At 46.0% G+C, this 23,078-nt stretch carries 19 protein-coding genes; 7 read left to right on the top strand and 12 right to left on the bottom strand.

The features are described 5' to 3' along the window. Positions 1-205 precede the first annotated feature (205 nt). Positions 206-583, top strand: a complete 378-nt coding sequence (locus tag ONT18_RS13945; protein ID WP_106812019.1) for a helix-turn-helix domain-containing protein — start codon at positions 206-208, stop codon at positions 581-583. Positions 584-904: 321 nt separating this feature from the next. Here the strand turns inward: ONT18_RS13945 and ONT18_RS13940 are convergent, their stop codons facing one another. Both ONT18_RS13940 and ONT18_RS13935 read right to left on the bottom strand, forming a co-directional pair. After that, a complete protein-coding gene (locus ONT18_RS13940; protein ID WP_264906247.1) occupies positions 905-1,363 on the bottom strand; it encodes a transposase in 459 nt (152 codons plus the stop codon). A gap of 295 nt (positions 1,364-1,658) precedes the next feature. Then, positions 1,659-1,913, bottom strand: coding sequence for a hypothetical protein (locus ONT18_RS13935; protein WP_264906245.1), 255 nt, complete (start codon positions 1,911-1,913; stop codon positions 1,659-1,661). A 1,476-nt stretch (positions 1,914-3,389) separates the two neighbouring features. Here ONT18_RS13935 and ONT18_RS13930 point away from each other — a divergent pair. Together ONT18_RS13930 and ONT18_RS13925 are read left to right on the top strand one after the other, a co-directional pair. Continuing rightward, positions 3,390-4,511 (top strand): replication initiation protein, encoded by a 1,122-nt coding sequence (locus ONT18_RS13930; RefSeq protein WP_264906243.1) that lies wholly within the window; start codon positions 3,390-3,392, stop codon positions 4,509-4,511. Positions 4,512-4,525: 14 nt separating this feature from the next. After that, a complete protein-coding gene (locus ONT18_RS13925) occupies positions 4,526-4,750 on the top strand; it encodes a DUF4248 domain-containing protein (protein WP_119238599.1) in 225 nt (74 codons plus the stop codon). A 438-nt stretch (positions 4,751-5,188) separates the two neighbouring features. Here ONT18_RS13925 and ONT18_RS13920 read toward each other — a convergent pair whose 3' ends face one another. The 8 genes from ONT18_RS13920 to dut form a co-directional block, all read right to left on the bottom strand. Next, positions 5,189-6,133, bottom strand: coding sequence for a fimbrillin family protein (locus ONT18_RS13920; protein WP_264906239.1), 945 nt, complete (start codon positions 6,131-6,133; stop codon positions 5,189-5,191). 17 nt (positions 6,134-6,150) lie between these two features. After that, positions 6,151-7,281, bottom strand: coding sequence for a fimbrillin family protein (locus tag ONT18_RS13915; RefSeq protein WP_264906237.1), 1,131 nt, complete (start codon positions 7,279-7,281; stop codon positions 6,151-6,153). A gap of 2 nt (positions 7,282-7,283) precedes the next feature. Further along, a complete protein-coding gene (locus ONT18_RS13910) occupies positions 7,284-8,435 on the bottom strand; it encodes a fimbrillin family protein (RefSeq protein WP_264906235.1) in 1,152 nt (383 codons plus the stop codon). 75 nt (positions 8,436-8,510) lie between these two features. Then, positions 8,511-9,473: a DUF5119 domain-containing protein gene (locus tag ONT18_RS13905; RefSeq protein WP_264906233.1), complete on the bottom strand. Its 963-nt coding sequence runs from the start codon at positions 9,471-9,473 to the stop codon at positions 8,511-8,513. 625 nt (positions 9,474-10,098) lie between these two features. Continuing rightward, positions 10,099-11,880 carry a murein hydrolase activator EnvC family protein gene (locus ONT18_RS13900; protein ID WP_264906231.1) on the bottom strand — a complete coding sequence of 594 codons (1,782 nt, stop codon included), beginning with the start codon at positions 11,878-11,880 and terminating at the stop codon, positions 10,099-10,101. 50 nt (positions 11,881-11,930) lie between these two features. Next, the gene (locus ONT18_RS13895) at positions 11,931-12,845 is read right to left on the bottom strand and encodes a DUF4292 domain-containing protein (protein ID WP_264906229.1); all 915 of its coding nucleotides are present in this window, start codon (positions 12,843-12,845) and stop codon (positions 11,931-11,933) included. 37 nt (positions 12,846-12,882) lie between these two features. Further along, positions 12,883-14,733 carry a tetratricopeptide repeat protein gene (locus ONT18_RS13890; protein ID WP_264906227.1) on the bottom strand — a complete coding sequence of 617 codons (1,851 nt, stop codon included), beginning with the start codon at positions 14,731-14,733 and terminating at the stop codon, positions 12,883-12,885. Positions 14,734-14,775: 42 nt separating this feature from the next. Then, positions 14,776-15,213, bottom strand: a complete 438-nt coding sequence (gene dut / locus ONT18_RS13885; RefSeq protein WP_117692971.1) for a dUTP diphosphatase — start codon at positions 15,211-15,213, stop codon at positions 14,776-14,778. A gap of 168 nt (positions 15,214-15,381) precedes the next feature. Between dut and ONT18_RS13880 the strand changes: the two genes are divergently transcribed. Then, positions 15,382-16,719, top strand: coding sequence for a deoxyguanosinetriphosphate triphosphohydrolase (locus ONT18_RS13880; protein WP_264906225.1), 1,338 nt, complete (start codon positions 15,382-15,384; stop codon positions 16,717-16,719). Positions 16,720-17,198: 479 nt separating this feature from the next. On the opposite strand, the gene ONT18_RS13875 is transcribed toward ONT18_RS13880, so the two are convergent. Together ONT18_RS13875 and ONT18_RS13870 are read right to left on the bottom strand one after the other, a co-directional pair. Next, on the bottom strand, positions 17,199-18,194 hold the full coding sequence (locus ONT18_RS13875; protein ID WP_153119036.1) for a GNAT family N-acetyltransferase: 996 nt from the start codon (positions 18,192-18,194) through the stop codon (positions 17,199-17,201). A gap of 72 nt (positions 18,195-18,266) precedes the next feature. After that, complete coding sequence (locus tag ONT18_RS13870; RefSeq protein ID WP_118416213.1) at positions 18,267-19,094, bottom strand: glycerol acyltransferase; 828 nt, start codon at positions 19,092-19,094, stop codon at positions 18,267-18,269. Between the two features lie 356 nt (positions 19,095-19,450). Between ONT18_RS13870 and rsmH the strand changes: the two genes are divergently transcribed. The 3 genes from rsmH to ONT18_RS13855 are packed head-to-tail and all read left to right on the top strand — an operon-like array spanning position 19,451 to position 23,024. After that, positions 19,451-20,365, top strand: coding sequence for a 16S rRNA (cytosine(1402)-N(4))-methyltransferase RsmH (gene rsmH / locus ONT18_RS13865; RefSeq protein ID WP_117692963.1), 915 nt, complete (start codon positions 19,451-19,453; stop codon positions 20,363-20,365). Beyond that, positions 20,362-20,868, top strand: coding sequence for an FtsL-like putative cell division protein (locus ONT18_RS13860; RefSeq protein WP_022121285.1), 507 nt, complete (start codon positions 20,362-20,364; stop codon positions 20,866-20,868). The genes rsmH and ONT18_RS13860 overlap by 4 nt, the downstream gene beginning before the upstream one ends. Further along, positions 20,865-23,024, top strand: a complete 2,160-nt coding sequence (locus ONT18_RS13855) for a penicillin-binding protein (protein ID WP_264906220.1) — start codon at positions 20,865-20,867, stop codon at positions 23,022-23,024. Before ONT18_RS13860 ends, ONT18_RS13855 begins: the two co-directional genes overlap by 4 nt. Positions 23,025-23,078: the final 54 nt, after the last annotated feature.

The raw sequence follows: 23,078 nt of genomic DNA, 5'->3' as shown, positions 1-23,078 counted from the left end.
GTTTTAAAATTCTATAGCGCAAAGTTACGGTTTTATTTTCAAACCCGCAAGAGATTTCTGTACATATAAGTTAAATATTGCAAACATTTATTTCTTTTCTTGCGAAAAGTTCTCTGTATCGAGAACTTTTCGCTATTTTTGCAGCAAAAATAAACGATTATGAAGATATATATGACAAGATTAAGGATATTAAAAATATATAACTATGACTATTAAAGACGAAAAAACATATAATGAAATTGAAGAGCGAATGGAGGCTCTGCTTGCAAAGGGCACCCAATTGGGCGGCATGGACTTTCTCAGCGAAGTAGAAAAGGAAGAATTAAAGGTCCTCAGCGAAGCTGCTTACGATTGGGAATGCGAAGTTGATCCCCATCCATGGCGAGTTAAGCCTTCACTCATAGCTGCCATCAAAGTTGCTTTTCGCCAAAAAGGCTACAAGCAAAAGGAGGCGGCAAAAGCTATAGGCGTGTCAACAACCGCATTAAGTGATATTCTCCATGGACGTCGTGCAATTAATTTTGATGTTGCAAGAAACATATACCACAACCTCGGCGTTCCTGCCAATGTTGTATTGGGATAGTTTAATGGTGAATGGTGAATGTTTAATGTTGAATGTTAAATGTTGAGTGTTAAATGTTGAGTGTTGAATGAAAGAAATATGACGACAAAGGAAAAGGGCGCATCCGGACCGGATGCGCCCTAACTTGTTAAATAACTGAACTTTCGTAAGTTTTGCCCACACGCCCTGAAAGGGCAGAAGCTCCTAGCCCAGGGCATCGCCCTGGGTATAATGGCAATCAGCAAGACGCCCTGTAAGGGCAAAAGCTTTAAAATACCTGGGCAAAAGCTTTCAAATACCTGGCAATATACAAAGCTTTTGCCCTTACAACACCAATCTTCCTTAATCCCGGAACACGAATTTTTCATTATATTCCACATTATATAATTCCAAGAATGCTCTATATTCCTCTGCAAACGAATGCTTGGTGTGATGCTCTTTCTGATTATCAATATATTGCGATGTTTTGTCCACAACGGATTGACTGATGGAATATGCGGCATAACCACCCTGCCATGCGAAAAAATGATAATAACCCGGATCAAGGTCCTTTATCCATCTACTGCTGTTTCGCTTGATTTCCTCAACTATTTCGGAAATCGTGACATCTTTTGATAATATGAACAATACATGAACATGATCGCCTATACCACCAGCCTTTATCTCGGTACATCCCGCAGTCTTTACAAGTTTGCCGATATAACTATGGAGTCGTTCCAAATCATTTTCACGGATTTGGGGGCTCGTTGATTTGATGTGGAAAATCAAATGGATGTAAATCTTTGATAAGGATTGCGCCATAATTTTAAAGCTTTTGCCCTTACAGGGCGTTGGTTTGTATATCATAATACCCAGGGCGATGCCCTGGGCTAGGAGCTTCTGCCCTTTCAGGGCGTGTGGGGACATGATGCTGTTGTATCAGTTCATCTTCATTGAGTGACTGAAGGGTATTCAGAAGGTTTTTCAATCGATCGGGATGATTGCCGAATATCTTCTTGAACGTAAGGTCTGCCTTAGGATTTTTTATTTTAAACTAATATCGATTCTAAAAAATCAGCAGGAGTCTGCACATTTTCTGCAAAATCCCTAAAGTCCTTTATTTTTCTTCTAAAGATTCATACAATGAGTCATCTATCGCATCTGAAACTTGCTTACGATTCTTAAGCGTCATCTTAAGTATTTCGGGCGAAAGCTGATAGTTAGCCCACGCATTCTCTTGCTCCTTTACAGTTGTAACAGACTTAGCATTAGCTGACTCCAACAGACGTTCGGCCAACCAACGCTCATTACTTGCTGTCAAAGAAAGGGACTGCAAGAAACTCCACAATTTATAAATAGCTAATGTTGTCATATCATACAGATTTATATTATTCCAAATGCAAAACTACAACTTTTATTTAAAACAGCCAAGAATTTTCTAGGATTTTTAAAAGTAAAAAGGTAAAAAAGTAAAGATTTTGCTATCCCAATACTATCTGATAACTTTTTCTAAAACTTTTCGACCTGTACGGTTGAAATTACCCAATACGCCCTGAACCAACGGTCACCGGCCGAAGGGAAAAGTAAAGGGCAGAAGCTCCAGAAGCAGCACGCCCTGAAAGCCCAAAAGCTCCAGAAGCAGCACGCCCTGAAAGGGCAGAAGCTCCTAGCCCAGGGCAACGCCCTGGGTATAATAGCAATAAGCAAGGCGCCCTGTAAGGGCAAAAGCTTTATTTATGGTCTGGTATTTTAAAGCTTTTGCCCTTACAGGGCGTCAGGTTTGTGACCGTAATAACCCAGGGCGATGCCCTGGGCTAGGAGCTTCTGCCCTTTCAGGGCGTGTGGGGACATGATGGTGTTCTGATGTATGGGCCGTGTGGGGCTTACTTGCGAAACTTGAATGTATACTTATGCACGCAAGCGTATGCAGCAGATTATTCAAGTGGTTCAGTCAGCTTATTCAAGTGGCTCAATCAGCTTACTCAAGTGGTTCAATCAGCTTACTCAAGTGGCTCAATCAGACTACTCAAGTGGCTCAATCAGCGAGTTCAGCCGTCTGCGTAACCCAGTTCAGTCGAATCCTTAACCCAACGCAGCCATATCCTTAACCCAGTTCAGCCACATCAGTTGGTAAACGGAAACACATCGTTTGTTTACCTCATTTGAGTGCTCAATGACTACCAGGGAGAATTAGCCTTTCTGAGGGTACCATCAGGGACAATAACAGGTACCATCAGGGACAATCATGAGTTTTATGATATGCCCGAATGACTACCAGGGAGAATCTTAAAAATACAAGGCACTGAATACCAGACAGTTAGATGCAGATTTTTCTTCCCTATACTATACCAAGTATATTATATATATACATTTACATCTTTTACACTATACGTAATACGTGAGGAAAAAGATTTTTTTTTTCAACAAATCAGCTTTTAAAATGCATTTTTTCTCTTCAAAAATTTGCATAAGTCTGAAATAAATATTACTTTTGCATCATGAAAGCGCGGAGAATGTGATTCTCCTCCCGATGAAGGACACCGGGAAATGCTTTCGGTTAAGGATTAGAACATAGCTCATTGAGTAGGATTTTCCACCCTGAAAAGTGAGTGATCAAAAGGTAATCCTTACAGGGCATTCTATGCCTGATAAATTTGATGAAAATTTATCGGCATGGATGCGAAGTAAGGTCTTTTGATAGCAAGAGCGATGGTGGAAAACTTTCCTTTGTGATTGTTCATTAATCTTGCGAGGTTATCCTTACTCCAATTCCATGCCGGTTTTCAATAAACAACAACAAGACTTGCCCCAATCGGCAGGCCACTAACAATTTTAAAAGAAACCGATAATGGAACAATTTAATCAACAGCAGCAGGGCGGGCAGCAGGCCTTCCCTCTGACAAATCAACAAGAGAAACAACTGATAGCCATCCTTGGCGTACAGGGATTGTCTTACCAGAACTATTCTGTGCTAGAACTCAAAATCGTTCTGCAGATTATCAAGCATGCCCAGAAAGCCATCTTGGGCTATGTGATCCCTTATCAGGTAACATCACAGACTTTTAATGGCTTCACCGCAGAACAGAGAGCTGCAGGCCACACCGATGTCATCATGAAACTGTCGGAGTTACCTTATGGTGCTCACCATTATGCGCAATTGCGCGATGCCATCAAGCGTATAGAATCCCAGCCCATCCTGCTGCCGTTTAAGCTGGAAAAACAGACATTATACCGGAAATTTACATGCCTGTTTAAGAGCGAGATATACCAAGACCGGCACAAGAACTGGATGGTAAAATTCCGCTTCGACAACAACGTGATTCGGTTTTTCTACAGTTTCGACAAGGGAGTCAGCCGTATCGACCTCAATGCCATCAACCAATGCCGCAGCGCATCGAGCATCAAGTTATATATCATCATGAATTGCTGGGGTGCAAAGGGATTCACCATCTGCAAAACGGCGCATATCCAGCAACTGATGCATGGCAGGGAAGATTACTACAAGACCTGGTCGGCACTGGACAACAAATGTCTGACTTTTGCCTGCAAAGACCTCAAGCGCCTTTACCAGAACCACATCATCGACCAGTATCTTACCTATAAGCCTTTCTTTCTGGAGGAGGGTGAAAAAGTGAAGCATCACCTGCCCGAACACATCACCTTTACCCTGCACGACCGTCGCACTTCTGGCGAAACTGCGGAGGGTGCAGAAGTGAGCAGCGAACTGAGAGGACAGCGGAGCAAACTGAAACTCCGGCTGCAATACAATTATGATGTGAGCGAGAAGAAGGCTGACCAGCTGAGCGGCTATCTCAGGTTAGATATGATTGGCGACCTGGAGGACTTCTTCCTGCGAAAGGATTATTACATAGCCAACTGCAGGCGTTCGAACAAGAAGATGAACATGGGTGGCTATATGACCACAGCGATGATAGGTTTCTTTAAGGATCATGGTGTAGAAGGATTGTAAAAAATATAAAGCTTATGAATTATCCCCAACGTATGTACAGCAAGACCGAGCTGGGTCTGCTCTACTTTCCCGACACAACCGACGGGGCAACAGCGCGCCGTCATATCATGGGATGGATTAAGCGTTGCGAGCCCCTCTGGAACGAGCTGCAGCGTTTAGGCTACCAGGAGCATAGCCAGTATTTCCCTCCCCGCCAGGTATTCACCATCTTCGAATACCTGGGCGAGCCGGGGGCGTAAAGAGAATGTTGAATGTTGAATGTTGAATGTTGAATGTTTTTTTATGGTATGCTCGGCACGAGCATTGTCTAACGGGTGCAAGTCCCGAGTAAGCCCTAATAGCGGGAATTACATAGCCAAAGGCAAGGTGAAGGCCCAAAAGCTCCAGAAGCAGCACGCCCTGAAAGGGCAGAAGCTCCTAGCCCAGGGCATCGCCCTGGGTATAATGGCAATCAACAAGACGCCCTGTAAGGGCAAAAGCTTTGTATACTGCCAGGTATTTTAAAGCTTTTGCCCTTACAGGGCGACAAGTTTGCGTCTGTAATAACCCAGGGCGATGCCCTGGGCTAGGAGCTTCTGCCCTTTCAGGGCGTATTGGATGTGACTTTCCCTTCGGCCGGTGACCGTTGGTTCAGGGCGTATTGGGTAATTTCAACCATACAGGTCGATATTTTTTCGCTATTCCGAAACACAACGAACAGACATTGCTATAGAACGGCTATTTGTATTCTTCTTCCGTACTCCATTTGATTTTGATATCGTGAGATTATATACCTTTCCTGCTTCAAACTTAAGATCCTTTATTTTTTCAGAAGCATCAATCAGGTGACCACCATAATCCCACATCTGGAGTCCCGTAATATTTTCCGGCAAGATAAATACAGTAACAGAATTCTCATTAAACAGTTCTTCGTCTTTTTCGTATCCTTCGCCTGCAAATTTATGAAAGGTAGCATTAATAGGCGTTTTATCATCAATTTCCCAAACAGGGACTCCATAGTTATTGTTCATTGGAGAGAAATGGCCAGTTTTGTAACCCGAGACTATAACTTGTCCGATATCACCCAAAGACGACTTGTCTAAAATAATTTTCACCTTAGCCAAGGCATGCACCATCCAGATCTCTACGAGTCGTTTACTTGCACAATCACGATTGGTAGCCAAGCCATACAACAGATCTTGTGTCAAATTATTGTTATAAGTCATCCTCTTATTTCCTACGTCATAGTGAATAGAAGAGTTGTATGAATCGCATGGATAACTGGCATAAAAATCTAGCAGTCCATATTTAGGCCAGAAACGCTTGGGGGTATAATTCCAGTTCGTACCATCGAATTTTACTTTCTGACCTGTCGTCGGATCGCCTTCCTGATACATAAACTGAACATTCTCATCCGCACCTTGAGAAGATTTATGAAAACCGAAAATCTGAATCACGTCATCTTTGACAAATTGCGTTTTATCATTCGAGCGAGAATTGTGAATTTCCTTCCAATCTGATTGCACAGAAAACTCGATAGGCTGACCAGATACAGGAATAGCATCCTCCACTTGATTGGTACAGGCTGCACCCATCAAGACAAAGAAAATCACCCATAACTTACTATAAATATTCCGCTTCATATTCCAGATTATCCTTATTAAATCGTTATTTCACCTGTCACCTCATCCCTCTTCTTGCCATCAACCGTTACGCTGAAATCGACAGGATCAAGTGAAAGTATCAAATGAAAGACATACGCTTTTCCTTTTTCAAACGTAAAAGACGGATTAGGAACTCCTGGCCGAAGAACTTCTAGCAGATTTTTCTTTACCGTCACCGTTTCCTTAAAATCTCCCTGCTCTACCGTATAAGTTATCGCTAGATGAAACGCTTCGGTCTTCGTCTGAGGGATTATAAAGATATAAGAATCGTCATCATTTGTTACTTTATTTTTTAGATTGGGTAACTCAGGAGGGTAACTTAACTTATATACGATACTATCTTTTTTATCGTTATCGTTATCTGGTATGTCAGCTTTTTTGCCTTCTGGTGTCCAACTATAATGCCATTTAACACCATTATCGGCGAGAATCCAAGCTCCCGTATTAAGATTCAGATAGCCCTCCATAACAAAGACGCCTTTAAAATCTGAGACGCCATATAGTCTCACCCTTTGAACTTTTATAACTGTACCATCTTCTAAATTCGGAGCTGTGATATCAAAGCTCAAACGAGCCAAAGCATGCTTAAATTGAAATGTCACTTTACTACCAGGAGATTTTGGTGCAGTTTGACCTAGTTGTTTGGCCCATACCAAATCTATAGGAGAGTCGTTAGAAGGAAACCGTATATAAGTATATGGACTAATATTTTTATCTTGCCAGACCAGACTATCAGGTAGGCCGCCCATTGCTACGTATGGACTATAAGGCGCAAAGGCATAGAAATCCACAGTTCCACTACTTGGCCAAAATCGGATATGGTCATATCCCCAATGACCTTCTCTCCAGGTTACGTGTTCTTTATCCATCAGATGAGTATTGCCGTATCTTGCAAAGACACCAAATCCGGCGTTCCATACACTCCCTTGGAGAAACTTTATATCGGTTATACTAGAACGGGTTGAAGCATTCCGACCCACATAAGCATCAAAGTTGATTTCAGAAGATGAAGAAGATGAAGTTTCTTCCACACCTTCGCCGGCACAGCCAGATAATACCAGCTGTGCTACCAAAACATAAAAAGCTAAACGAAGAAACTTCATCTTATGATAATTTATTAAATTCATTATTATTCTCTATCCCAAGGATTCTTGTCATTGGAACCGATATTGATATTTTCTTCGTCTCCCCAACCTTCAACACCAGCATCAACACCAGCAGTAACATCGAATTCGATTGGAAGACCAAGGGTCAAGTTAAGCTTATATGCCGTACCCCGCTTGAAGTCCTGTTTAATTTGCTTATAAACCTTATTTGTTATTGTTGTCTTTGGATCATTATTATAGGTTATATCGTACTCTACGATAACATAAAGTTTATCACCATTTCCATCTGCATCTAAGAAATTCTGTGGAATTACAAACAAATAATCTTCATTCTGGTCTCTGTTACCTTTATCATCTTTATTAGGATGATATGAAGATGGCTCTGTAGTACCTGCTTTTGGTTCTGGTATATTATAATTTCCATGGAACCAATTAAATTTTAGCTTTGTAGTATTATCTTTTGACGTCCAAGGATCTGTAACAGTAGGAGTAATCTGAGTAGCCAAATTTATGGTACCCGTTTTATAGAAAGCTGGCGTATTTCCATCAGCAGATCCTGCCAATGTAATATCCTTCAATGTAAAAGTTACATTATTAGAAGAATAATTTCCAGATAACTTTACAGTATAACCAAGTCTAGACAAAGCATGCTTAAATTTAAATTTTACTTTCTCTTTTGGACTAGTGACATTTGCTGTTATCTTACCCGTAGCATTAGACCACACCAAATCTTTCTGTTTAGCAATATCTTCGTCTACAGTAAAACCAAAAATAGTTGTATTTTCTAACTTCTTACCTACTTCATAAGGAGCATACGCCAAGAAATCAATATGACCATCTGATGGCCAAAACTTAAGAGGAGAATATGTCCACTTTGATTTTGCTTTATCATAAGTTACCGGCTGGTTATCAAACAAGTTATTACCATAAGCAGTTGTAGTTTCTGTGCTATAGTTACCAAACACACCAAAACCTTTTGATTGAAGAGTAGTATTATTCAGCTCGCTACCACGTGAACCATTTACAGCAACTGCACTTCTTCCCAAATAGCTATCAAAGCTGATAGCCTCATTCTTAGAAGAATTGCCTGAAACACTATCCAAGTCATCGCTTGAACAACTTACCAATGTCAACGCTGCCATTGCAGCAATACCCATAACGAATTTCTTATCCATATCTTTTTGGATTTTTAAATTAAACTAATCTATTATTAATCTTTTACTATTTTTATCTGATTCTTATCACTTTTTCTACAGTTCCATATCAATATCCTCAGGTTTACCCCAATCCTTGACCGTGACGTCAAAACCGCCAGAACTTCCTTCCGAAGGCTTCACATCAGGTAAAGGTTTCGGCAACTCAACATCAACATGGAGAGAAGAAAAATAACCTAACTCCGATGAATTTTCATCTTCCTTAAACTTATCTCCTACCGCAAACTGATAATCTACCTGCGTCTTTTTGTCTATCAACAAAGCTGAAAAAGACAGCTTATTGTTTTCGGCATCAGGATGGGCAGTTTCTGGTAGGCCAAAACATTTAAACGATGTCGTCAACGTTCCTAGTGTCGCGTCATTCTTATCTATCGTTTTCGTCCAGGACTCCAGAAGATAAGTCACCTTACTACTCTGAAGCGGCTTCCCCTGTCCCAGCAGAAATCCTTCTGAAATACCAGTTAAGGATCCTCTCGCAGAATACAGGTTTCCTATACCTGGAACTTTCACGTTGACCTGGATATGCGAAAGCACATTCCTTGGCGTTAAAGTAGCCTCAGAATAGTCTCCAGAAACATCGAATTCATCGAGTTTATCAGAGGCAAGCCACTCGGGCTCAACCCCTATCAGTTCATTATCTCCACGTGAGTACCAGCGCGATGTTGTATGCAGTACCAGAGCTCGCGCCGTCTCGTAAGAGTCCATTCCCTGAAATTCGAGTGTACCAAACTCGGTCGTACTCTGGTTGAATACCAGTACATGATATTTTCCAGGTTCCAAGAAAAAGTCGGCATGTGTTATATCATTAGTCAAGGCAGTATGCGGAGCACCACCTGACCAGGGAAACACCATGACCGTCATACCTGTAGGCACCTCTTTATCAAACAAACGCCAATCTACATTAATCCGCACCAATCTACGGCCATCCTTTGGCGGACAACTGGAATAGTCATCATAAACGCAAGAAGTAAGCGAAATGATAAGGAGCCAACAGTACAAGAATAGTTCTATACATCTTTTACATCTTTTCATGAATGCTTCATCTTTATATTCTTATCTAATTATCATATTCATTTCAAAATTTCTGGGTGCAAAAGTACAACATAAAATTGAATTAGGTCTAAAGCAATGTTTAATAAAAATAAAATGATAAATAAGATAACGTTTTTGTTACAACACAAAAAAAATGCCAGTAGCAACCGGTTTAGTAAGCAATTAAAAAACCTACAATCAAACCAATTGATTGTAGGTTTCATTTCTATCATTTATTGAACTAGAAGCAGCACGCCCTGAAGGTTTTGCCCCCACACGCCCTGAAAGGGCAGAAGCTCCTAGCCCAGGGCAACGCCCTGGGTAATTACGGACGCAAACCTGTCGCCCTGTAAGGGCAAAAGCTTTCAAATACCTGGCAATATACAAAGCTTTTGCCCTTACAGGGCGACTTGCTGATTGCTATTATACCCAGGGCGTTGCCCTGGGCTAGGAGCTTCTGCCCTTTCAGGGCGTACTGCTTCCAGGGGCTTCTGCCCTTTACCTTTCCCTTCGGCCGGTGACCGTTGGTTCAGGGCGTGTGGGGCAAAACTTTCGGCTGCAACTATTCATACATTATCGGCTCAGCCATACATTATCTGCTCAGCCAAGCCTCCGGATTGAGCTTGGCAGTCTCCTTGCGAAGCTGGAACTGGAGGATGTTTTCAGAGCCAACACTACCCAAAGCCTGACGGGTACGTACCTTCTGACCCTTATGAACGCTGACCGATTTCAGATTACAGTAAACAGAGATGTAGGCTCCATGACGGACCAGCACGTTCCACATGCCACCATAACCGAAGACGGCACTCACCTCACCATCGTAGATGCTGCGAGCCACACAACCCGGCTTGCCCTGGATATTGATACCCTTATTGTCGAGCGTTACACCCTTCAAACCTTCTACATTATACTGACCGAAATGACTCACCACACGGTAACTGCCACTGATAGGCATCGGCAATCTACCACGGTTAGCCTCGAATCCACCGCTCAGCATGCGGTCTACCGAACTCAAGGTAGAAGCCTCCTGTGCCTCCTTCTTGGCAGCGGCAATCTCACGGGTACTGCGTTCCGCATCCATCTTCGCCTTCAACTCGGCAGCCTGTCTTTCAGCCTCCGCCTTTCTTGCAGCCTGTTCGGCAGCAGCCTCACGGGCAGCCTGCTCTGCGGCAGCACGCTTGGCAGCCTCGGCAGCAGCACGCGCCCTAGCCTGCGCTTTAGCCTTCGCCTGAGCAGCAGCCTGGGCAGCAGCCTCCTCCTGAGCCTTTCTTGCAGCCTCGGCAGCCAGTCTTGCTTCTTCGGCAGCCTTTCTGCGGGCAGCTTCGGCAGCAGCCTCACGCGCCTTGGCTTCGGCTATACGACGGGCATTCTCCCTGGCAGCAGCCTCGGCAGCAGCTTTCTTGCGAGCCAGTTCCTCGGCACGTTTCTTGGCGGCAGCAGCGGCAGCGGCCTTCTTCTTAGCCTCGGCAGCAGCACGGGCACGAGCCTTGGCTACTTCCTGAGCAATCAAGCGGTCAATCTGTGCGTTGATTGCCGCATCTTTCTGACGCTGGTCGGCGATGACAGCCTGAATGGTCTTCTGCTGTTTCTGCAGTCCCTGCACCATCTCCTGCTGCTGGGTCTGCTTACCTTCCAAAACCGTCTTCTCCTGCTTACCCTTATATAATAAGGTGTTCTTATGTCCCTTTACATGCTGCAACTGCTGGTGCTTCTCGTTCACCTGCTTCTGCTTAGCCTTTACAGCCTCGCCCTGCACCTTCTGATAGGAAGAATACTGGCGGATGAAGGAAAGGCGGCGATACATCTGTGTCAGATTCTTGGCACTGAAGATGAACATCAGCTTGTCCTGAACCGTATGATGACGGCTCATATAGCGCATGGAACGGATATACTTGTTCTTGCGGTCCTGCAACTGTTGCTGAAGCGTTTTCAACTGTGCCTGCAGAATGCCGATATTGCCGTCAATATGATGGATATCCTTCTGGATACCGTCAATCTTCTTCTGACGCTGGTCTATTTCTCCGTTCAGCGCCATCAGGTCTTCAAGACGTTTCTTCACATCCGCCTTATTTCTCTGCAAAGCCTGCTCCTGTTCCCTGATCTTCTTCCGGATAGAAGCGCGCTGTCCCTGCAAACCTCGGATAGAGGCATTGCTGTAGGTTGCCGCCTTGCGTTCTGCTCTGGTTGGCGCAGCTGGTTTGTATGTCTTTCTGACCGCATGACTTCTGCTGTTCGTCTTTCTGGCAGGAGTAGCAGCCTTCTTTTTCGCAGTTACGGCAGTCTTTCTCACCGGCTTCTTCTGGGCAGAATGCTTCTGCGCAAAAGGTGCGAGCGAGAAGGTGATTGCCATGATGAATAATAAGATTCGCTTCATTTCTTATATTAAAAACCCATGTTCTATAATTTCAAACTCTTGATGAGCATCTACATACTCAATATCTTGCTGAGCACATCTGCTGGAGAAATCTGCTTGTATTTGCTGGAAATCTCTGTCTGAGTGCTCCACTTGCTGTCGGTCTTCACCTGATTCAATTCCAGACTGATCTTAGCCTCCTGCTTTTTTCTGGTAGCAGTAGTGGTCATCGACAGATTCAGGGAGGCAGGGAACATCTTGACGCCTACACTCTTGAAGTTGCCGTAGTCGACGTGGAGATTGGAGGTGCCGTTCTGCGCACTCTTATAGACAACATCTGCTGCTGTGATACGGCCGGTAGTGCGGTTGGCTGTCCAGGCATAGGTCATATTGCCGTTCCTGAAACTGACCGGCACAGCATCTCCTGCCACATCCAGTCTGGCATCAAACTTCTTCAGGTCTGATTCCTTCACAGTCCTTTCGCCCGGCAGGAGCAGCTGGTTCCAGAAGAGAGCCTGCAGAGAATAGAAGGAGATGCCCTGCTTCTTGAGGAAGTCTACCTGGGAATAATCTGCCTTGATATATTCCTTGTGCAGACGGTCGATGATAAGTACATGGTCGGGAGTAAACTCCAGACGGCCCACCTCTGTACCCAGGATAGGAATAAAGAGCTGGATGCGGATGATTTCATCCTTACGCATGCTCAGTTTGCCCGGCACGGTAATGTCCTTATCACCAGCCTGGAGCGTAAACGACATGTTGCCTACAATATTCCTGGTATACACCTGATTGTCTGAAACCTTCTGTACGAAAGCCAACTTCCTGAGCGTCTCACTCTGACGAGAGCCAGAACCCTTGGTGGCATTCTCTTTCTGATGACTGGCTGATGTGGAGCCAGAGCCCTGTACATTCTTGCTGGTTCCGCAAGAACCGAGGAGCAGGATGCTGCAGGCTGCGGCAAGCAGCATCATCTTATTCTTCTTCATTGTATATTTCATCTTTCCTGATTTTTCTACTTTCCGTTTATTTCTTCTTACCTTTTCTAACTGACTTCTTCGTAGCGGCAGGTTTCTGCTTTGGCGCATTACGCTTCTTCAGTTCTTCTTCGGTAATATATTGTCTGTTCTTAATCTTCCATGCCAGCACCTCAGTCTGGTTCTCGCCGGTATAGGCTTTCTTCCAGAAATCTACGGATTCATCGGCCATACCATTCATATAATAGATATCTCCGGCATGCTCAATAACCGTACTGTTATCTGCGGTGGAATCGCGGTTTTTGAGTGCCTGGTCTATATAGGTCTTGGCATCAGCATAGCGTTCTTCCATAAAGAGAATCCAAGCATAGGTATCCAGATAAGTACCGTTGTTCGGCTCTGCCTTGATGGTCTTGTAGCTCATCGCCTCAGCCTTATGCAGGTCAACGCCCTTCTCGCTCAGATAGTAGGCATAGTTGTTGAGCGCCATCACGTTGTCATCTTTCCATTGCAGGCAGGAGTCGTAAGCCGCAAAGGCTTCCTGCTCTTCACCTTTCTTATGAAGGATATCACCGGTTACGGCATAGAGGTCAGATACCAGGTCGGCAGGCGACTGTGCATTCACCTGCGCCAATCCGAGACGGAACTCACGGAGCGCCTCGTCTTCCTTATCTTTCTGATAATACGCCATTCCACCGAAGTAATAGAACACCATTTCTTCGGGATTATACTCCTGAGCCGCCTTACATTGCTGGGAAACCAGGTCATATTTCTTCTCGTTCCAGAGCATCTGTACGAGTTGCATTCTGGCATTCACATTATCCGGCGCTATGGTAAGCACCTTTTCGAAGGCACGGCAAACAGAGTCGGCAGGCATCTTCTTCAAACTCATATAAGCAGCTTTCATCTCTGCCACATCGGCTGACGGATGAGCCACGTTGAGCGCCTTGTCAAACAGCGCAATCACCTTGGTAGAATCGCCACCTTCGCTCTCGTTCTTCTGAATGAAAGAGCGGTACATCATCACCTTGGTCTCCAGATCCGATTTCGGACTCATCAATATCTTATCGAGCATCTGCCCGGCAAGCTGCTCCTGATGGGTGGCATTATAATAGTCGTAAAGCGACATCTGGGCATAGGAATTGTCAGGCTCTTCCTTCAGCACATCGGTAAAGCACTTGTAGGCTTCCTTCTGGCGGTCGTGCTGTACGAGCCAGTTGCCCAGCATTGTCTTGTACTGCATATCCAGCGGATGCTGGTCTACCAGCGACTTCAGTTCCTGATAGGCAGCCTTCTTGTCGTTCATCAGTTCATAAACTCTCATTTTAGAGAGGGTAAACTGTTCGCTTTCACCTTCTTCCACCTCAAGACGCGAAATGGTTTTGAGTACTGATTTATAATCCTTGTTCTGGGAATAAAGCTGAACCAGGATGCGGAGGGCATCGGTATTATCGTGGTTTTTGGCATACAGATTCTCATAGGCATCGATGGCAAGATCGTATTTCTGGCTACCTATATAATATCTGCCCAACTGCTCTGCATAGGTCTGGTTTTCCGGATTCAGTTCTATTGCCTTCTGCATATAGGCAAGTGCCAGGGAATCCTGCTTGAGCTGAGAATAGAAAAGCGACTCATAGAAATAGGTTTCAGCCGCCTTCGGGTCAATCTTCCTGGCATGCTCAAAGAGGTCGAAAGCCGCCGAATAATTGCCGGCAGCCTGCTGGCGCGCTCCCTCCAGGAAGAAATAGTTGTAGCGCTGGCGGTCGTTCGGAGAGAGATGATCCTCCTGAACCGCCGGTTTCTGAACCGGCTGCACCTTCTTCTTACGGGCAAGCGACGGCATGGCTACCGAACCCAGCAAGACCAGCCCCATTGCCCAACTGATATTTCTAAGATTCATCTTCACGATTCTAATCCTTTCTATTCTATCTTTAATAATCTGTTATTTTACACCCGTATGACCGTATCCGCCGGCTCCACGTTCGGTTTCATCGAGCTCATTAACCTCGATGAAATCGCATTGTTCGTGCTTAGCCAGCACCATCTGGGCTATACGCTCGCCATCGTTGATTACGAAATCCTCTGTAGAGAAATTGATGAGCAGAACCATGATTTCGCCGCGATAATCGGCATCGATGGTTCCCGGCGTATTCAATACGGTAATGCCATGCTTCAAAGCCAGACCGCTGCGAGGACGGATCTGCGCTTCATAACCTGCAGGCAAAGCCATATAAAGACCGGTTGGCACCAGTCGTCGCTCCATAGGATGAAGCACGATTGCCTCATCGATATTTGCACGCAAATCCATGCCGGCACTCTGAGGTGTGGCAAACGCAGGTAGAGGCTGATGCCCCTTGTTGATAATCTGTACTTTTATCATGACTTCTTCTTTTTTATCTGTGTCTGAGTTTAATAATCTGCAAAAATAAGCAATTTTGATGGAATAAATGAATTTTTGAGGATAAAAACATGTAATTTATCATATTTTATTTTGATTTGTGCTTACTTTAGTGTATTTTTGCGCTACAGAATCAAGTAATACAATAATATGGAATGGAAACAACTGATATCCAACAAGCGTTTCGGACAGGAGCATAAGCATGCCGAGCGCCATGATGATCGCTCTGAATTCAAGCGCGATTACGACCGTCTTATCTTTTCATCGGCATTCCGCCGCCTGCAGAACAAGACGCAGGTTTTCCCATTGCCGGGCAGCATCTTCGTTCACAACCGCCTCACCCACAGTCTGGAGGTGGCGAGTGTGGGCATGTCGATAGGTAACGACATTTCTCGACGTGTCATCCAGAAGCGGCCTGAACTGAAGGATACGCTCGTCGAGGAGATTGGTACCATCGTAAGTGCAGCCTGTCTGGCACATGATTTGGGTAATCCGCCTTTTGGTCATTCCGGCGAGAAAGCCATCCAGACTTTCTTCTCTGAAGGACCGGGTCAGAAGATAAAATCAATGGTTTCATCGGAGTTTTGGGATGATATTACGCATTTCGAAGGTAACGCAAATGCCTTCAGAATCCTGACCCACCGGTTCAAGGGGCGCCGTCAGGGTGGTTTCGTCATGACCTATTCCATGCTTGCTTCCATCGTAAAATACCCGTTTGCAAGCTGTCTTGCCGGCAACCACGGCAAATTCGGTTTCTTTGCTTCAGAAGCGGAATCTTACAGGAAAATTGCCGATGAATTGGGCATTTTTTGCAAATCTGCACCGGGTGAGCCTCTCAAATACGCCCGCCATCCACTTGTATATATGGTAGAAGCTGCCGACGATATCTGCTACGAAATCATGGACATCGAAGACTCCCATAAGCTCAAGATTCTTTCCTTTGCTGAGACCGAACACTTGCTGCTGAGTTTCTTCGATGAAGAAATCCAGCAGAAGATACGCCAGCGCATCATCGACGAAGAACTGAGTGACGAAAACGAGAAAGTGGTTTACATGAGAGCCAGCGTCATCGGCAAACTGGAGAACGAATGTGTGGCAGCCTTCCTGGCGCACGAGGAGGAAATCCTTGCCGGAACTTTCGAGGGCAGTCTCATCGACCATATTTCCGAGCGCCAGAAAAAGGCATATAAGGAATGTGAGAAGATCTCCTACTCTAAGATTTACCAAAGCAAGCCGGTACTCGACATAGAACTGTCGGGTTATCAAATCATGGCAACTCTGATGGAGGTTTTCATCGAAGCTGCCGTCAACCCATCGCGCTTCTACTCCAAGCAGCTCTTGCGCCGGGTGAGCAGCCAGTATGATATAGAGAACGAGAATCTGGAGGAACGCATCATGGCGGTAATTGATTATATCAGCGGCATGACCGACATCTATGCGCTCGACATCTATCAGAAGATCAACGGAATCAGTCTGCCTATTGTATAAGGTAGCGCCCTCTTTTTAGCTTACTGAACTTTCGCAAGTGGTTCAGGTACGGGCTGAAGGCCCAAAAGTTCCAGAAGCAGCACGCCCTGAAAGGGCAGAAGCTCCTAGCCCAGGGCATCGCCCTGGGTATAATAGCAATCAGCAAGACGCCCTGTAAGGGCAAAAGCTTTGTTGATTGCCTGGTATCTGAAAGCTTTTGCCCTTACAGGGCGACAGGTTTGTGTTCGTAATTACCCAGGGCGTTGCCCTGGGCTAGGAGCTTCTGCCCTTTCAGGGCGTGTGGGAACATGATGGTGTTCTGATGCCTGGGGCGTGTGGGGACATGATGGTGTTCTGATGCCTTGGACATGTGGGGACATGACGGTGTTCTGATGCCTTGGGCGTGTGGGGACATGATGGTGTTCTGATGCCTTGGACATGTGGGGACATGATGGTGTTCTGATGCCTGGGGCGTGTGAAGCTTACATGCGAAACTTGAATTAAATTTCTTTTTCCTTATAAATCAAATTATTGGCTCCGCTCGTAATCTTGAGAGCCTCAGGATGTTCCTTAATAAAACTATTGATGTGGCGAACTCGCTTCTCTTCGAGAATCTCATCGATGGCGATGAGGATACCGGTCTCCTCTACATCACCAAAGCCATAGTTGATGGCGGTACCGAAAAGCTTCATCGTAGGACTCAGACTCATGTAGGCATTAACAAGAGGAGGGATATTATAACCCAACTTGCGAACCTCACGGTTCAGGATACGATAGTCTGCCTTGAAGTCATCTTCTGTAAAGATGGCTGCCAAATCACTCTCCGGAGTATCCAATTTCAGCGGTTTCATCGGGATTACGAGGTTCTCCTTGTCATCAAAATGCTTCTTGAGGAAATAGAGAATCATGTCGCGGCCACGACGGATGTAAGACGGATACATCGTCATCTTGCCGAAGAAATATTTTACTTCCGGATAGAGAACCGTCAAGGCGCCCAAACCATCCCAGAGATTGTCAAGAGCAAAGATGCTCTTGGTGTTGGTACGCACATTCTGATATTCGAGCGAAACGAAGGAACGGCCCAACTCTACGGTATAAGGCATATACTCCTTGAGGAACTTGTCGGAGAAATGGAACATGTGGCTGGTTGCCAGCTTAGGCTGTCCCTTCTCATCGAGCAGCCAGTCCTTACCCAGAAGATAACGGTAACCGCCGATAATCTCATCGGCTTCAGGATTCCAGACAATCAGCTGCTTGTAACAGTTGTCACCAAAGTCGAACTCATCAAGATCCATAGATTTGCCCGTTCCGCCTCCCGCTTCGCGGAAAGCGATTTCACGAAGTCGACCAATCTCTTTCAGCACATTAGGCGAATCATTTGCCGTAACGATGTAAATCTCGTTATGGCTCTTATTGGTCATTCTCAGTTGTTTGTCGGGTGTAAGCTCGCTCTTCAGGAGCTCACGGTCAATCGGTTGGATGATTTCTTCTTCCATATTACTCTTCTTATATGCTATGATTCTACGATTTCGTTAATATAAAACAATTCTTCCGGGTTTTGCGAACCATTAAAGTTCATAAACCCTGTCTTCAACATACTGCGCCCACTCTGTAGCCGACTTGCTCTTATCAAAAGTCTGCCAAGGAATCGGTTTGCCGATGGAGATGCGGAAATGCTTGCCCACATTCCTGTACATCTCGTCAACCAGGAACAGCATGGCGAGATTGAACGGCAGATACTTGTCGCTAAATCGGGCGATGCGGTAGAAACGCTCAGAGTTGCGCCCTCCGAAATGGATAGGCACCACATCGCGCTGATATTCTACACTCTTAGAGATAAACGTCTTCTTCCAAGGCAGGTCATGGATGGTTCCATCCTTGCGCTTGCGGCTGTTCAAGCCTGCCGGAAACATCAGCATGTGGTTATCACTCTTGAAGCCCGCCTCCACCATCCGGGGGAAATCGCGGCTCTGGCGACCCGTCTTGTTGATGCCGATACTTACAGGTTTCAAACCCGGCAAGTTGAGCAGAAGATCATTCACCAGATAGCGGAACTTGCCATCATAGTGCTTGCCGATGATGGAACCGAGACATACGCCGTCCTGTCCGCCCAGAGGATGATTGGAAACAAAGGTATAGAGCTTGCCGTCGTTCTTGTCAGGCAGGTTTTCCAAGCCTACGATTTCAACATCCATCTTCAGATAGCGCACACATTCGGTGAGCCATTCAGTACCCGAAAGGCCACGGCTCTCCCACAAGAACCTGTTCACCTCGTCCTCGTGAATAATCTTCTTGAGCCAGGAAACCAGGAAGCGCGGTACGAATTTCACCTTGCTTCCCATCTTGCTCTTAAGAATCTTATCTATGTCTATCGTTTTCTCTATTGATTCACTCATGTTTGCTAAAACTTATATAAGTTAGTGCAAAAGTAACTCAACTTTTTCAAATACGTGCCATTTTTTCCAAAAAAATAGCAAAAAAGCGAAAATTTATTAGTTTTTTTAAACTATCACGACAAATCGAGCCCATTTTGCACGTATTTTTGCAAAAACATCACACTTGATGAGAACAAAAAGGCGATGCCCGAAACAGGAAGGTGAAGTTGACCAAAAACAACTTTTTCATTAAGTTTTATAAATTTTGTGGGAAAATGTAAGGCTATATGGAGATTTTTATGTACCTTTGAACCCAAATTTATACACTAATAAGTACGCACGCAATATTATAACGCGATAAGACAGCAAAAAGATATATGATAAAGACAGCAGAAACATATCACGTACCGGTGCTCCTCAAGGAGAGCGTTGACGGGTTGAACATACAGCCAGGAGGCATCTATGTAGACGTAACCTTCGGTGGCGGCGGACATTCCAGAGAGATTCTGTCGCGCCTGACGGAGGGAGCGCACCTGTACAGTTTCGACCAGGACGCCGATGCAGAGCGCAACGTGGTGGCAAACGAGAACTTCACCTTCGTATGCTCCAACTTCAGATTCCTGAAAAACTGGATGCGCTACTACGGGGTAGACGGACTCGACGGACTGTTAGCCGACCTTGGCGTATCGAGCCATCACTTCGATGACGAGACCCGCGGTTTCTCCTTCCGTTTCGACTCCCCACTCGACATGCGCATGAACAAACGTGCTGGCAAGACTGCTGCCGACATCGTAAACGAATATGACGAAGGTGCCCTTGCCGACATCTTCTACCTATACGGTGAGCTGAAGAACTCGCGCCGCATCGCCTCAGCACTCGTCAAGGCAAGAGCCGAGAAGCCCATCCTCACCACCAAAGACTTCATGGCAGCCGTAGAGCCCCTCTTCAAGCGGGAACGCGAGAAGAAAGACATGGCAAAGCTCTTCCAGGCGCTGCGCATAGAAGTGAACCACGAGATGGACGCCCTGAAAGAGATGCTCCGCTCAGCCACGGAACTTCTGAAACCGGGAGGCAGGCTCAGCGTCATCACCTATCACTCGCTGGAAGACAGAATCGTAAAGAACATGATGAAAGCGGGCAATGCAGAAGGCAAGATAGAGCAGGACTTCTTCGGAAGAATAGAAACCCCTTTCAAACTCGTGAACAACAAGGTAATCGTTCCCGATGCCGACGAGCAGGAAAGAAACCCTAGGAGCAGAAGCGCCAAACTAAGAATAGCAGAAAAGAAATGATAAACGATAAAGACATAAACATCAGTGAGAAGCCTATAGCCGAAGAAAAGGCACAGGCATCACAGGAACCGCCGAAGCAGAAAACTCCGCAGCAGGAGCCACAGCAGGAGGAGGCTCCACAGGCTTCGCTCAAGGAAGTGATTGCCAAGCAAGCCATTGAGGAAGAGGCTTCAGGATCATCGAGCTTTACGCTGCGAAAGATTCTGGGTGGAGACATTCTTACCGCACAGATCATACGCCGGCAGATATGGCTCGTTATCCTCATCGTGTTTTTTGTCATTATCTACATATCCAACCGATACAATATCCAGAACGATATCATCGAGTTGGACAAACTGCAGAAAGAACTGCAAGACACCAAATACAAAGCGCTGTCTACAAGCAGCCAGATAACAGAGAAGAGTCGTGAAAGTAATGTGCTCGACATGCTGAAAAACAACAAAGACAGCGTGCTGCACATCGCTACCCAACCTCCATATATCATAAACGTACCCGAGGAATGAGCAGCAAATTTGATCACAAGAAAGTAATGCCCCGCTACAGCGCCATCGCCATCATCATGACGATTTTCGCCATAGCCGTAGTGGGTAAAGCGCTCTACATCATGACCGCCAAGCATGATTACTGGATGAAGGTGGCAGAACGGCAGAAGAAGGATTCCGTGACCGTAAAGCCAAACCGAGGCAACATCTTGAGCTGCACAGGACAGCTGATGGCAAGTTCGCTGCCGGAGTTTAAGGTTTTCATGGACTTCAAGGCGCTGAAAGATGCAGAAAACGACTCGCTGTGGGATGCCAAGCAAGACTCCATCTGTCTTTGCCTGCACCAGATATTCCCGAATCTGAGCGAGTCTGATTTCAAGAAGCACCTCACCGAAGGTCGCGCCAAGATGAGCCGCCACTGGCCGGTTTATCCGAAGCGTGTAGACTATAACACCTTCACCGAAATAAAGGACATCCCTGTATTCCGCCTGAAACCCTACCAGAGCGGTTTCCACTGGGAAGAATATAATGCCCGAACCAGAACTTACGGTTCGCTGGCAGGCCGTACCATCGGAGCCATGTATGGCGCCAAGGATACCGCCCGCTTCGGTCTGGAGCTGAGTTACGACTCCATTCTGCGAGGCACCAACGGTATCGTGCATCGCCGCAAGGTGCGCAACAAGTTCCTCGACATTACCGATACCCCTCCTATTGACGGAGCCGATATCGTGACCACCATTGATGTGAGCATGCAAGACCTTGCCGAACGCTCACTCATCGACGAGCTGAAGGAAATCAACGCCAATGTGGGTGTAGCCATCGTGATGGATGTACCTACGGGCGACATCAAGGCCATCGTAAACATGGAGAAATGTTTCGACGGCGAATACAGAGAAATCCACAACCATGCCGTGAGCGACCTTCTGGAGCCAGGTTCGGTGTTCAAGCCAGCCTCTATCCTCGTAGCGCTGGACGACGGAGTGGTAGACACGACCTATCACGTAGAAACCGGTGGCGGTATATGGCCGATGTACGGCAGAGAAATGAAAGACCACAACTGGCGAAAAGGCGGATACGGAATGCTGACCCTCGCACAGACCCTGTGGTACAGTTCGAACATCGGTGTGAGCCGCATCATAGACGACCATTACCGCAACAACCCGGAGAAATTCGTAAAGGGTATCTACCGTACCGGTCTGCACGACGACCTGAAGATTCCGCTGGTGGGAGCAACACCAGCCAGAATCCGCATGCCGCACAGAAACAAGAACGGACAGTATGACAACTGGGCAAAGACCAGTTTGCCATGGATGAGTATCGGATATGAGACCCAGATACCGCCTATCTCTACCCTCACCTTCTACAACACCATCGCCAACAACGGCAAGATGATGCGACCAAGATTCGTGAGCAAGGTAATGAAGAACGGAGAAACCATCATGGAATTTCCTCCTGAAGTGATGCGCCAGCAGATAGCCAAGGAGAAGAGCATCAAGGAACTGCAAACCATCCTGGAACAGGTGGTAAGCGTGGGACTGGGAAAGAAAGCCGGTTCGCCTAACTTCAAAGTGGCAGGAAAGACCGGTACAGCCCAGATTTCAAAAGGTGCCGGTGGATATAAGAGTGGCGGAACCAGCTATCTCATCAGTTTCGCAGGCTACTTCCCTGCCGATGCGCCACGCTACAGCTGTATCGTCTGCATACAGAAATCCGGTTTGCCTGCTTCGGGCGGTACGATGTGCGGTAAGGTGTTCCATGAGATTTCAGAAGGCATCATGGCGCAGAGTCTGAAAGTTGACGTAAAGGACGCCCGCGACTCAGCATCCGTCTTCGTTCCTGACGTAAAGGCTGGCAATATCCTTGCTGCCAACTATGTGCTCAGCCACCTCGGCATCAAGACCAATGCCAACTGGAGTGGCAGCTATGCCGATGGCAACCCTATCTGGGGCAAGGCAGAGCGCGTGGGTAACCACAGCATCAAGCTCATCAGGGAGAAGCAATACGGCAAGACGATTGTACCCGACGTTACCGGAATGGGAGCCCGAGACGCTATCTACAATATGGAGAGCCGGGGCATCAAAACCCAGATTACAGGTAGAGGAAAGGTAGTAAAGCAGAGTCTGGTGCCGGGAACGGTCATCAAGAAAGGTGTCGTATGCAGCATTGTGCTCGAATAAAACTCAGAAACAGTTATCTGAAGCCCTATATATAATAAGGTGTAGATAAAAAAT

Origin of the sequence: Segatella copri, from assembly GCF_026015295.1 — a bacterium.
GTDB classification, from domain to species: domain Bacteria; phylum Bacteroidota; class Bacteroidia; order Bacteroidales; family Bacteroidaceae; genus Prevotella; species Prevotella copri_C.
This window is presented reverse-complemented; position numbering and strand designations above follow the sequence as displayed.